The sequence below is a fragment of the Pedobacter folensis genome (genome assembly GCF_056490665.1).
The window spans coordinates 852,042-865,933 of the sequence record NZ_JBWJIF010000002.1 but is presented as its reverse complement, the minus strand read 5'-3'; the positions used below and the strand labels follow the sequence as shown (position 1 = coordinate 865,933).

Annotated in this window: 10 protein-coding genes; 6 read left to right on the top strand and 4 right to left on the bottom strand. The window is 38.4% G+C overall.

The genetic code is table 11. The annotated features are described in order from the left end of the window. The first annotated feature begins 208 nt into the window (after positions 1–208). Complete coding sequence (locus tag AC04QZ_RS12315; protein ID WP_478357996.1) at positions 209–2,089, top strand: M1 family metallopeptidase; 1,881 nt, start codon at positions 209–211, stop codon at positions 2,087–2,089. A 251-nt stretch (positions 2,090–2,340) separates the two neighbouring features. On the opposite strand, the gene AC04QZ_RS12310 is transcribed toward AC04QZ_RS12315, so the two are convergent. Both AC04QZ_RS12310 and AC04QZ_RS12305 read right to left on the bottom strand, forming a co-directional pair. Beyond that, entirely contained in the window at positions 2,341–2,808 is a 468-nt protein-coding gene (locus tag AC04QZ_RS12310) for an OsmC family protein (protein ID WP_086548810.1), read from the bottom strand. Positions 2,809–3,198: 390 nt separating this feature from the next. Continuing rightward, the gene (locus AC04QZ_RS12305; protein ID WP_478357995.1) at positions 3,199–4,125 is read right to left on the bottom strand and encodes a 2-hydroxyacid dehydrogenase; all 927 of its coding nucleotides are present in this window, start codon (positions 4,123–4,125) and stop codon (positions 3,199–3,201) included. Between the two features lie 217 nt (positions 4,126–4,342). Between AC04QZ_RS12305 and AC04QZ_RS12300 the strand changes: the two genes are divergently transcribed. The 5 genes from AC04QZ_RS12300 (at position 4,343) to AC04QZ_RS12280 (ending at position 11,881) form a co-directional block, all read left to right on the top strand. Further along, positions 4,343–6,829: a TonB-dependent receptor gene (locus AC04QZ_RS12300; protein ID WP_478357994.1), complete on the top strand. Its 2,487-nt coding sequence runs from the start codon at positions 4,343–4,345 to the stop codon at positions 6,827–6,829. A gap of 55 nt (positions 6,830–6,884) precedes the next feature. Then, a complete protein-coding gene (locus AC04QZ_RS12295) occupies positions 6,885–9,314 on the top strand; it encodes a TonB-dependent receptor (protein ID WP_478357993.1) in 2,430 nt (809 codons plus the stop codon). Between the two features lie 25 nt (positions 9,315–9,339). Then, positions 9,340–9,894 carry an NUDIX domain-containing protein gene (locus AC04QZ_RS12290; protein ID WP_478357992.1) on the top strand — a complete coding sequence of 185 codons (555 nt, stop codon included), beginning with the start codon at positions 9,340–9,342 and terminating at the stop codon, positions 9,892–9,894. A 730-nt stretch (positions 9,895–10,624) separates the two neighbouring features. Then, positions 10,625–11,086 (top strand): IS200/IS605 family transposase, encoded by a 462-nt coding sequence (tnpA, locus tag AC04QZ_RS12285; protein WP_478357991.1) that lies wholly within the window; start codon positions 10,625–10,627, stop codon positions 11,084–11,086. A 36-nt stretch (positions 11,087–11,122) separates the two neighbouring features. Then, complete coding sequence (locus AC04QZ_RS12280) at positions 11,123–11,881, top strand: lysophospholipid acyltransferase family protein (RefSeq protein ID WP_478357990.1); 759 nt, start codon at positions 11,123–11,125, stop codon at positions 11,879–11,881. An 87-nt stretch (positions 11,882–11,968) separates the two neighbouring features. On the opposite strand, the gene AC04QZ_RS12275 is transcribed toward AC04QZ_RS12280, so the two are convergent. Both AC04QZ_RS12275 and AC04QZ_RS12270 read right to left on the bottom strand, forming a co-directional pair. Next, positions 11,969–12,718: a LytR/AlgR family response regulator transcription factor gene (locus tag AC04QZ_RS12275; RefSeq protein ID WP_086548804.1), complete on the bottom strand. Its 750-nt coding sequence runs from the start codon at positions 12,716–12,718 to the stop codon at positions 11,969–11,971. 46 nt (positions 12,719–12,764) lie between these two features. Next, on the bottom strand, positions 12,765–13,799 hold the full coding sequence (locus tag AC04QZ_RS12270; RefSeq protein ID WP_478357989.1) for a sensor histidine kinase: 1,035 nt from the start codon (positions 13,797–13,799) through the stop codon (positions 12,765–12,767). Between the last annotated feature and the right edge of the window lie 93 nt (positions 13,800–13,892).

Genomic DNA, 13,892 nt, shown 5'->3' with positions numbered 1-13,892 from the left:
TTATGACTTCCAACTATCAATTCGGAACTTCAATTAACCCCTTAAAATGATGAAAAATTAAGCTTTTTCAATTAATCAGGCGCTCATTCAATCGTTAAAAGCTTAATCAGGCTATAATATGCAAGAATCACCACAATGGTAACATTCATTTATACACTTATTCAAAATTCAAGCATTAGTTATATTTTAGCTAAAATTATTCGTAAAAATGAAAAAGTTATTCTCTATTGCCCTGCTCGTTGGTTTGGGTGCTTATACCGTTTCTGCCCAGGAGCTTTATATGCCCCGAAATATTAAAGCAGCATATAGCAAGGGCACGCGTGCCATGAATGGAAAACCTGGCCCCAATTATTGGCAAAACCACGGTAAATACAACATGGATATTAAGGTAGATGCCGAAACCAAAGTGGTGAGCGGTAAAGAAGAAATTTTATACAGCAATAACAGTTCCGATACCTTAAAAACCCTGGCTATCCGTTTTGTAAACAACCTACACAAACCAACTTCGCCCAGAGGAGGTGCAGTAAGCGAAGGCTTTTTGAGTACAGGTTTAAACATCATCTCTTTTTCTGTTGATGGCGAAACTTATCAGGTAGACAGTAAAGATTGGGGAACAGTAGGAAACGTAAAATTGAACAAACCCTTGTTACCGAAATCGAAAATCACGGTTAAAATTGAGTGGGATTACCCCTTATCAAAAGAAAGCGGTCGCGAGGGGCAGATTGATCCAAACTCATTTTTTGTGGCTTATAGCTATCCGCGTATCTCGGTGTATGATGATTATAACGGCTGGGACCGCATCCCACACACCGATAGGGCAGAGTTTTATAACGACTTTAACGATTATGAATTCGCTATTAAAGCCCCTAAAAACTATGTGGTTTATGCAACCGGCGATTTTCTGAACCCTGATGAAGTGTTACAGCCAGAAATTTCTGCCCGTTTAAAAAAATCGTATAATGGTAATGAAGTCATCCACATCGCTACCGAACAGGAAATGAAAGACGGCAAAGTAACGCAGCAAAAAGACTGGAACACCTGGAAATTTGCAGTAAAACACATTACCGATGTCACCTTTGCACTGAGCAACCACTATGTTTGGGACGGAGCAAGTGTTATTGTAGATAAAAAGACCAACCGCCGTGCAAGTGCACAGGCTGCCTACAACCCAACTACCGGAACAGATTTTATCAACTCGGTTAAATACAACCTTAATGCATTAGATTGGTTCTCGAACAATTGGCCCGGCATTCCCTATCCTTATGTAAAAACCATTGCTTTTCAAGGTTTTGCCGATATGGAGTACCCTATGATGGTTAACGATTCTCAATTTGGTGATCCGGTGTTCGCACAATTGGTTCAAGACCATGAGGTGGCGCATACATACTTTCCCTTTTACATGGGCATTAACGAAACCCGTTACGCTTATATGGATGAAGGCTGGGCCACCACATTCGAATATTTAATCGGCATTGCAGAACATGGAAAAGAAGCCGCCGATAAATTTTACAAAAGTTTCAGGGTAAACAAATACATTAACGATAAATCTACTGAAGAAGACCAGCCGGTTATTTCAATGTCTGACCAGGTTTCGGGTGCAGGTTATGGGAATAACTCCTACGGGAAAGCTTCATTATCTTATTTGGCGCTTAAAGATATGTTAGGAGATGACTTATTCAAAAAAGCACTACATAACTATATGAGCAACTGGAATGGCAAACATCCAATTCCATGGGATTATTTTAACTCGATGAATGCAGGGTCCGGACAAAACTTAAACTGGTTTTTCCAGAATTGGTTCTTCACCAACAACTACCTCGATTTAGCCATTACCAAAGTAACACCGGCCAAAGGAAAATCGACTATAACCATTAAAAATGTTGGCGGTTTTGCCATTCCATTTAATGTGGTGGTTACGTATAGCGATGGAAAAACAGACACCATCCACAAAACACCAGCAGTTTGGAAGGCAAACCAAAAAGAAGTGAATGTAACGCTTAATACTACTAAAAAAGTAAAATCAATCAGTTTGGATAACGGCATTTACATGGACGCTACACCAAAAGATAATGTTTGGTCAGCTAAATAGTTGACAGTTCGCAATTTTCAGTTGGCAGTTCCGTAAACGGCCAACTGAAAACTTTTATTGTAAGCGACAAGCTTTATAGTCCCCGTTTGCAACGGGGATTACCGAGATTCGCATTTGTAATGCGGTTAATCATACATATGGCGATAAAATCGCCATTCTCCTGCATCCTCGTTACAAACGCGAACGATAAGGGTAATGTTTAGTCAGCTAAATAGTTGACAGTTCGATATCGACCAGCTGAAAACTGTTAACTAATAACTGAGAACCGGTTCGTGTTTAACCGGAAAATTTAACGAATTGGCAATAAAACACATTTTATTGGCTTCGTGATGCAGCGATGCTGCCAGTTCGTAATGTGCTTTATCAGCAATTAAAACCTGAGGATGTAGCGTAACTTCTCTAAACCTGCCACTGCCATCGGCCGATTCTTCCATGGTGCCTACAGCCTCATCCTTATAATCGATTACTACAATTTCGTTTTTAGAGCATAAATGTAAATACCAGAGCATGTGGCAGCTTGATATAGATGCCAGTAACAGATCTTCAGGATTATATTTAGATTTATCGCCCAGAAAAGCTGAATCAGACGATCCGGAAATATCGGCTTTCCCTTTTACTGAAATTACGTAATCGCGATCGTACGAACGGTAATCCATTGTACCTGAGCCTTTATTGCCCGTCCAAGTAACTGTAGTTGAATATAAATGATCTTTCGGCATGATAAAATTGGTTAGATTGTATAGCCAATTTAAGAAAATAAAATTGAGATTTATACCTTTTTTTTTAGGCCTAAGACTATAAAAATTAAGTTTAAATAGCGATTAACTTTTATTTTTGAGCGCATTGCCAGTACAAGAAAATGAATTGGCTCCCGTGTTTCGCTAATACACTTTGGGCTTCGTACCTCAGCCCTGCAGGGTAACGCTTCACCCGGGGCTAGATGGCAGAAACAGTAGTTCATTTTAGGGTTTGCAGGTTGCAACCGCAAAATATAAACCTGATTGTAATGATTCCGATTCTTCATCGGAAGTAATGGAAAGCAGGACAGAACCTTGACTACTAGCAGTGCCCTTGCTTTCCAAAACCAAAATAATTCAGCATTATGCTCACTAGAAACTAAGCCCGCTTAACTTCTCGGCCAAAACCTCCGAAATTTTACGGTACGAATCGAATGTCCAGCCGCCAACATGTGGCGTTAAAATCACTTTGTCGTTATTTTTAAGTTCATTGTACCAAGCTTGTTCACCCAGGGCCGGGAATTTTTCTGTTTGTAATACATCCAGTCCGGCACCTAAAATCTTTCCGCTTTTAATGGCATTCAACACTGCCGGTGTATTTACAATTTCACCCCTTGCCGTATTGATAAAGAAAATGGGCTTTTTAAAATGAAAGAAATACTCATCATCAACCATCTGTTTGGTTTCGGCGGTTAAGGGAATATGCAGACTCAGCACATCGCTGTGTTTCACAATTTCTTCCATGCTTACCTCGCGGGCAAAAGCATCAGAAAAGCCGGTTTTGTATTTATCATAGGCCATTACATCAACCTCGAAACCCGCCAGCTTCTTTGCAAAACTTTGTCCCATAAAACCATAACCAATAATCCCTACCTTTTTTCCTTTTAATTCGTAGCCACGGTTACCTTCCCTATCCCATACGCCATTTCTGATTTCGATATCGGCCCTGCGGAAGTTGTTCATCAATGATAACAGTAAACCAGTAGCATGTTCGCCAACGGCATCGCAATTGCCTTCAGGTGCGTTAATCAGTTCGATATTTCTTTCAAAAGCGATTTTATCATCGATATTATCCAGACCTGCTCCTGCCCTGGCCACAAATTTTAAATTTGGGGCTGCAGCAAAAATTTCGGCATCAATCCTAAATTTTGTCCGGACAGCAATACCGGTATAATCTTTAATTTTATCTAATGTTTGTTGACGGGTGATTTGTGGTTCATCATCAACCTCGTAGCCCATGGCAATAGCCTGCTCTTTAAATGCAGGGTGTAAATCATCAACAATTAATATCTTATTCATAATGAACAAAAGTAACATTTTGCAGATTGTTCAATTGTAATATTCTTTTATTGTTTCCGCAAAACTGAAAACCGCAAATTATTAGCTGTCAACTGTGCATTACCCACAAAAATATTACTATAAAATGGCTGTAATAAAATAGTTACGGCTCCTTAATTAAACTAAGTTGCCGTTACTTTGTCTCCCTTTATAAAAACATACGAAATTTTATTTTTTAATGAGACTTTTACAATCGAGAACAATACAGATCACCCTTTTACTTTTAAGCTTATCATTTAACCTTTTCGCACAAACAAGTGGAAAAGCAAAAATTACCGGAATACTTAAAGATGCAAAAACACAAGAAACCATTCCATTTGCTACTGCAATTTTAATTGATAAGGCTACGGCCAAAAATGCAAAAATTGTGCAAACGGATGTTAACGGTGCTTTTGTAATGGCTGATATCCCTACCGGAAACTTTACCTTTAAAATAAGCTTTGTAGGCTACCAAACCATGGTTAGGGATAATGTTGCCATTACCGCTGCAACCGGCACCTTAAACTTCGGCGAGATTAAAATGAATCCTGCAAAAGGAAATGTGCTGAGTGAAATTACCGTAACAGGCCAGAAACAGGCAATGCAAATGGGTATCGACAAAAAGATTTTCGCGGTAGACCAGAGCGTAATCAGCGAAGGTGGCTCAGCCAGCGATTTATTGCAGAATGTCCCTTCTGTTTCTACCGATATGGATGGTAATGTGAGTTTACGTGGCTCTACAGGCGTTAAAGTATTAATTGATGGAAAACCATCTTTAATTGCCGGCGGTAATGTAGCGCAGATTCTTCAGTCAATCCCAGCAAGCTCTATCGAAAGTGTGGAGGTAATTACCAACCCATCAGCTAAATATGATGCTGAAGGGCAATCAGGCATCATCAACATTGTATTGAAGAAAAACACAAAACTTGGTTTTAACGGTTCAGTTGCACTAACTGCAGGTAACCGCGATAATTATAATGCCAACACCAACTTAAGCTTTCAGAATAGCAAAGTAAACCTTTATGGCAATTATGGCTACCGTTACGGCAACCGTGTGGGCGGTGGTTTTCAAGACATCACCTACAAAACACCAACCAGCTCAACAGCTTTCGCCAATCAGAATACGGTTTCTACCTCTAATGACAGGGGACACAATGCCAAAGCGGGGCTAGATTATTATCTGGCACCAAAAAGCGTCGTTAGCTTATCCGGCGGTTTTAACTCGAGGGAAAATGAGCGGAATGAGTTGCTTGACATCAGACAGTTAAATTCAAACCAGTCGCCAGTTTTATTGAGCAACAGAACCAATAATAATGATGGTTACGGAAAAAGTTATGATTTGAATTTAGATTACGTTCAGAAGTTTAGTAAGCCTAAAGAAGAGTTAACGTTCAACTTTGGCTATTCGCACGGAACAAATAACAACGACCAGACTTACAGCACCAATACCACGAACCGAAATGGCGTGCCGATTGATGAAACTTTAAGTTTACAACGTGTTTTTAATACAGGGGATAACACCAATTACAACATCCAGACTGATTATGCATTACCTGTTGGTAAAGCAGGTAAAGTTGAAGTAGGTTACCGCAGTCAGATCCGCTTAGGAAATAACGATCAATATGCCGATTCAATTCCAACCAATACGGAGGTTTATGTACGTAACAACAAGTTGATTAATGGTTTCGATAGCAAAGATCAGGTGCATGCACTTTATTTAAACTACCAGAACCAGATTAAAGATTTTGGTTACCAATTGGGTTTAAGGGCTGAAGATGCGCGTTTAGACACCCACTTGGAAGGTTATACAAACAATGTGTTAACTACTGCAGAAGGAAATATCCACTACAAAAGGTTATATCCAAGTGTTTTCTTAACACAAAAACTAAAGGGCGATAATCAGCTTCAATTGAGTTATACCCGCCGTGTAAACCGCCCTCGTCCCTGGGATACCAATCCGTTTTTAGATGTTTCAGATCCTTTAAACTACAGAGGTGGTAACCCAAATTTATTACCTGAAGATGTGCACTCTTTCGAATTGGGTTATAGCAAATACTGGAAAAAAGTAACCTTAACATCGAGTTTATATTTCCGTCAAACCAATGATGTCATTCAAAGAGTAAGAAGTACGCCAGTTAACGGGATCATTACGTCAACCCCTCAAAACTTATCGCACCAGATTAACAGTGGGGTAGAATTGATTGGCCGTTTTGATCTGATTAAAGCTTTAAATTTTACCACCAATGTAAACTTATACCAGGCAAAATTTGCCGGAGATGCGAGATTTGATATTGCATCGAGCAGTGGATTTAGCTGGAATGCCAACATAACGGCTAATTTAACGGTTGTTAAAGATGTTTCATTACAATTACGCGGCGATTACCGTGCGCCAGAAGTAATGGCACAGGGAAAACGCAACGCCATGTACGGAATTGATGGTGGAGCCAAATATGATTTCCCAAACAAAAAAGCATCTTTAAGTTTCAATGTTCGGGATGTATTTAACACCAGAAGATGGAGCATGACCACAGAAGACAAAGCAACAATTGTTGATTTTGAACGACAGATGCAGGGAACAATGGGCAACTTAACCTTCTCTTACCGGTTTGGGAAAACAACATTTACGGGTGCTAAAAAGAAGAAAGACGATCAGCAGGATAACCGTCCTGATGAGGGATCATTTTAATAACCAAGGTGCTTAGAAGAATATTGCTAAGCACCTTTTTTTAACTAATCGGATATTGGAAAAACTTTTACCTAAGCTTTGCTTTACCTTATTAATTTTACTCAACGCCATTGCGGCGTTTGCTGTAGAAAAAGGCGTAATCAGCGGAAAAGTGGTTGAAGAAGTTGGTGGGTTATCCATACCATCGGCCGTCATATCTGTTTATATTGATGGATCTGAACAGCCTGTAGTTACATCCGCTACAGATGAGGACGGCCATTTTAGCATTAAAAATCTAAAACCCGGAAATTATAGCATTAGGGTAAGTTTTGTGGGTTATGCGCCGTTAAAAGTAAATGGAATAGCCATCACAGAGAAAGATTTCGATAAAAACCTTGGTGCATTAAAACTAAGTTCTGATCAAAACTCTTTGCAGGAGGTAACCATTACCGTTCAGAAACCACCTATCGAATTTGGTGCCGATGGCGTTACTTACAATGTGGGTTCAACACTATTGGCCGAAGGCAGTACGGCAACAGATGTACTAAAAAACGTACCCATGGTACAGGTAGATATTGATGGCAATGCAACCATTGCCGGAAAAAGAAATACCAGAATTTTTATTGATGGCAAACCGTCAGACTACATGACCTCCAACATTGCTGACCTGCTGAATGTGCTTCCCTCTGATGCCATTGATAAAATAGAAGTCCTGACCAATCCACCATCTAAATACAGCGGAGATGGCGAAGGCATCATCAATATTGTGATGAAAAAAGGCTTCAAAGTTGGTTTTAATGGAAATGTTGGCATTTCGAGCGGCTTGCAAGGCAATGGCAATACCAATGCAAATGCTTCTTACCGCGGAAAATCTTATGCCATAAACGGAAGTGCAGCATACCGTTATAATGTTGGCAAAGGTGATAGCCATAATTTCCGCGAAAACTTTTTCCCTGATACAACTTTCTATTATGACCAGTATGGCGCTTACCGCAACCATAACAACGGCGGAAATTTTAGAATGGGCTTAGACTGGACCATTAGTCCAAAACAAAGTTTGCGCTTATCAACCAATTACAACCTCAACAATTCTAATTCAAATTCGACCACCGATCTTCATTATTTAAGCGAAGAAAAGATAGAAAACCGTTTACGCAATCAGCATAATACGGGCAAAGGCAACAGCAATAACTTTGTTTTTAATGCCGATTACGATCTCCAGACCGATACTAGTGGAGGTAAAATATCTTTAGGTCTAAATTTCAACACCAACAAAAGCATTGATTTTAGGGATTACAGCACCTCTTATGCCCAACCCAGCACATCGGCCCCAACTTTACAGCAAAACAATAACAATACCGGGAACAGGGGCTTAAATGTAACCTTAGATTACGAAAAACCAGTATTCAACAAACGCGATCGCATTGAGGCAGGCCTGGCTTTTAATTACAGAAAGAACGACAATGATCTCCTGATCGAGAATTTTAATTTTGCAACTCAACAGTTTGTGCGTAATAACAAATTATCGAATCAGTTTTTATACAATGAAAATATTGCTGCAGCATACGCGTCTTATAACTACCGCAAAGTAGGCTGGGGTGTTAAAACAGGCGTTAGAGCAGAACTTACCGACGTAGCTTTCGATTTATCTACTGGTCAGAATTACAATGTGAAACCCTATCTGAGTGTTTTTCCTAATGTATCTTTAAACCGGTTTTACCGCAAACGATATAATATTGGCGCCACCTATAGTATCCGTGTTAACCGTCCGAGGGAAAATACCTTAAATCCTCAGGTAAACAATGTCGATACGCTAAATATTTCCTACGGAAATCCTAATCTATCGCCGGCTTATACCCACCAGTTTGATATTAATTTTGGGGCTTTTGGCCAGAAATGGTCGTTTAATCCACGGCTTTCTTATTCAACCAGTCAGGGTGTTATAGAGCGTTACCGCACGGTTACCTTAATTCCAGGATCTAATACCGCGAGATCTGAAAGCACTTATGATAATGTGGGAACTAACAATTCACTATCGCTTATCTTAATTGGAAATTATCGCCCTACCAATAAGATATCGGCCAATGGAAATTTCAGTGTGATCCAAAGTAATTATAAATCACAGTTAAACAGTTCGTTAAATCGGGATGGCCTAAGTTTTAGAGGAGCAATAGGCTTATCCATGCAATTACCACTTAAAACCGCCTTTGAATCGAACTTAAATTATGCCAACAACACCAATGCGCAAGGCCGGAACAAAGGTTCAATGACATCTAATTTCTCGGCACGGAAAGTCTTTTTTGGTAACCGGTTAAACCTTCGCATCACGATAAATGATATTTTAGGGAACAGAACCAATACTTTTTACAATGAAGGGCAGAATTTCAGACTGGAGAATTATTCGACAAACAACACCCAAAACTTCACCTTTAGCCTGAATTATAGGTTTACTAAAATTACTGTAAATAAAATCCCTCCTCCGCCCCCAGCTGTAAAACCACAGTAATAAATCATATTTGTTATCTTGCGGCATGGAAGAGATTAACCCCTGGAAAACGCTAGAGAGCGAGGCAAAATACGACAACAACTGGATTCGTTTAACCGAACATCAGGTAATCAATCCATCTGGCGGACAAGGGATTTACGGCACGGTTCATTTTAAAAATCTCGCTATTGGCATCCTTCCTTTGGATGAAAATTATAATACCTGGTTAGTTGGTCAATACCGGTATCCAATTAACGTATATAGCTGGGAAATTCCAGAAGGTGGCGGGCCGTTTCATGAAGCACCATTGGAAAGTGCTCGGCGTGAATTGTTAGAAGAAACAGGAATGAGTGCCCGAAATTGGAAAGAGATCCAAAGAATGCACCTTTCTAATTCGGTAAGCGACGAATTAAGCATTATCTATATTGCTACCGACCTCATACAAGGCATTGCCATGCCTGAAGAAACAGAGGAACTTGTGGTTAAAAAACTGCCTTTTGATGAAGCCTATCAAATGGTTTTGAATGGAGAAATTACCGATTCGATGAGCGTAGCTGCAATCTTAAAAGCCAAACTGATGATGTTGAATGGTGAATTGTAATTGCAATAACCACCAAATGTTCCTAACGGAACATAAAAACCATTTCATGTTTTTCTACCAAGGAGATGTCCCGATGGGACATCATTATTGATAATTTTAAATTTGAGGCCCTGTAAAATCCATGTAATGCCAAAAAAGATACTGCATCGCGGCTTTTTCAATACAAGCAACTTGTTTTAAATTGCTAAGACCATCCCTAATTTTTAAACTATCTCTAAAATTATTAGTGTCCAACATGGACATTTCATAGATAGAAATTGCAGATGGTAATTTTCATTCAGTAGGGACTTAACTCAAAAGATGGTTAAAATTTCTTTAACAATCTACGCTGTCCCGTAGGGAAATTATAGATAGTTTTCCTAACATCATTATTGATAATTTAAATTTGAGGCCTTGTAAATACATATAAAACCAAAAAAGATATTGCATCCTCGATTGAATTGCAGACGGCAATTTTCCTCCAGTAGAAACTCAATCCAAAATACTGTTAAAATCTCTTTAACAAGCAACGCTGTCCCGTAGGGACAAATCCTAGGTAGAAAATAATGTAAATGGTAATTTTCGTTCCGTAGGAACGTTTCGTGTTTAATAAAAAATTCTACATTTTATACGATTCAAAAAATTATACCTAATTTAAATTAATGATTGCAATCCTAGAATAAACCTACCCGTGTCTTTCAGAGACAAAATCCCCGGTAGAACGTTTGATGTTAATTTAAATTTAAACGCTATGCCTAATACCTATACCCAACTGCACATTCAATTCGTTTTTGCTGTTAAATTTCGTGCTTCATTAATTCATCAAGATTGGAAAGAAAGGCTATTAAAATACATCACAGGGATATTCCAAGCAAATAACCATAAAATGATACAGATAAATTCCATGCCTGATCACATCCATATTTTCATTGGTTTACGACCACATCAGTCTATTTCCAGCATTATTCAAAATGTAAAAACAGAAAGTTCAAAATGGATTAACAATCAGGGATTTTGCAAGACAAAATTTGCATGGCAGGAAGGTTATGGTGCGTTTTCGTATTCAAAGAGCCATATTCAACAGGTTATTCAGTATATCCAAAACCAGGAACAGCACCATAAAAAGGAAAATTTTGTACAGGAATACACGCGTTTTTTAAAAGCATTTGAAATTGAATATGAAGAAAAGTTCATCTTCAAAGAACCAGAATAATTTATTATTATCTTTGCCACCTATTCAATCAACCAGATGAGCAAGCTTTTCGGATATATTTTAACCCCTGTTTTTTATATTTTCTTTGGATTAATGCTTTGCATTTTCCATCCTATCCAATGGATCTGTTATAAGTTTTTTGGCTACAAAGCACATAAAGTTTCGGTAGATATCCTCAACTTTTTCCTGACCTATTGCCAGATTTTTCTGTTCAATTCGATCAGTTTTAAGAATGAATACGATTTACCTACAGACAGGCCCATTATCTTTGCCGCTAACCACCAAAGCATGTACGATATCCCTTCGTTAATTTGGTTTTTAAGAAAACACAGCGCAAAATTCATCTCGAAAATTGAACTTACCAAAGGCATTCCATCTATATCCATTAACCTGCGCCTGGGCGGTGGGGCAAACATTAACCGGAAAGACAACAAGCAGGCGATTTCCGAAATCATCAAACTGGGCCGTAGAATGAAAGAGAATAATTGGAGCACTGTTATTTTCCCAGAAGGAACGCGTTCGAAAGACGGTCAATTGAAAACATTCCAGTTTGGAGGCATCGCTACCATATTAAAAGTAGTACCCAATGCGCTGGTAGTTCCGGTGGCTATAGAAAATTCATGGAAAATTGTTCGCTTTGGCATGTTTCCCTTAACCACAGGAAATGCCTTAAAATGGACGGTTTTAAAGCCAATTGAACCAGGCGTAAAAACACCAAATGAAATTACGTTAGAAGTAGAAAACGAAATCAGGAAAGTTTTAGGCCAGCCAATGGCACAGCCTGCTACACTGTAAGTTTAACCGACTAATTGTTAGAATTGGTTAATCGGTGAACGCTAAACGTCTAACCTTCCATCACCCATTTTACATTTTACCTATTCCCTAAATATTCTTATTCCCGATCACCCTGAAAAATTCATCACGATAGGTATCGCCAACAGGAATAATTTTTTGGTTGATGGTAATGCGGCTACGCTCGATACTTTCAATTTTATCAACAGCCACAATATAAGATTTGTGCACCCGGATAAACTGACCTTGAGGTAAGGCTTCTTCCATTTTCTTCATACTCTGTAGCGTAATTACACGCTCATCTTTCGTAAATATCGAAATGTAGTCTTTTAAACCTTCGATAAATAGAATATTGTGCAAATAGATCTTTTGAATCTTATGCTCAGTTTTTACGAAAATATAATCTTGAACAGGATTTGGCGAGCCTGAAAATGGTGCAGGTGTAACGATGGGCTGTGCTACGCTTGCAGGTGCCTCAACTGGTTTTACCTGATTATGTACTTTTTCTACTGCCTTATAAAAACGGTCGAATGCAATTGGCTTTAATAAATAGTCTGAAACATTCAGGTCGTAACTTTCTAAAGCATATTGCGGGTAAGCGGTAGTTAATATGTAGTGGCATTTACTGCCTGCAATTTTTAAAAACTGGATTCCGGTGAGCTCAGGCATTTGAATATCTAAAAACACAAGATCAATCCCTCCGCCCTGAACAATCTGCAAAGCCTCAATTGGGTTTTCGCACCTTTTAACCATGGTTAAAAAAGGCACTTTCGAAATATAATCCTGTAAAATATCAAGCGCTAAAGGCTCATCATCAACAACAATACAGTTTAGGTTCATTTTAGGTTATTATTTTAATTAATGATTTTTATATCCGGTTTTTGGATTATATGTCAATCATCAGTTCACAGGTATAATGAGTAGCCGAATTTACAACATTTAATTTATATCTATCAGGATAAACCAATTGTAATCGTCGTTCTACATTGGTTAAACCAACCCCGCCCTGTGCATCTTTATTCTGCTGGTTCTTTTTATTAACTACGCTAAAATGCAAAATCTTCTGGTTGGCAATGATATTGATTTTAATAGGCTCGGCCGGATCATTCACCACACCATGTTTAAAAGCATTTTCTACAAACGAAATCAACATCAGGGGTACAATTTTTTGATTATCAATTTCGCCGTTTAAGGTAAGTTCGATATAGGCACCATCTTTAAATCTTATTTTTTGCAGCTCGATATAACTGGTTAAATAATCTACTTCTTTGCTTAACGCTACGGTTGGCGTATTACTCTCGTAAATCATGTAGCGCATAATCTCCGAAAGCTTCATAATGGCATCGGCGGTTTTGTCTGATTTCTGATAAGCCAGGGAATAGATATTATTAAGCGAGTTAAAAAGAAAATGAGGGTTTAACTGCGACTTTAAAAACTGAAGTTCCATTTCACGGCGTTCACTTTCTAAGTTACGTTGAATCCTTTCGCTTGCAAACCAATCGATCGTAAACTTGATAATGCAGCTACAGATTAAGAAAAAACCCGATAAAAATGTAACCAGAATCACAAAGTTGTGAACAGGTATTTCCATTCGTTTTCCTTTGGCACTTACCGTAGTCAATACATCATCTGGATACAATACTGCGATGGCGGTTTTAGCAACAACTGATACGGCAATCAACAATAAGAATGCTAAAACATATATGAGGTATTTTTTTCTTTTTTTAATTAACGAAGGAATTAAAAAGATATAGTTAATGTAGAAAATAGAAATATTGATGATACCATAAACCACATAGCTAATAAAATAATCTTTCATCGTATGCTTGGTGGTATCGAATATATTGCCACCAACGATAATCATTAAGATAATTGTCCAAAAAATAGCATGTAATATTAAAGGCCCTTTACTCTGTTTCATTAGAAATATATTAAATGGTTATGGAGCTGATATCCGTTCAATAGACGCATATTAACTTCATGCATCCAAAATAAATAAAGTTTTATCGATTTA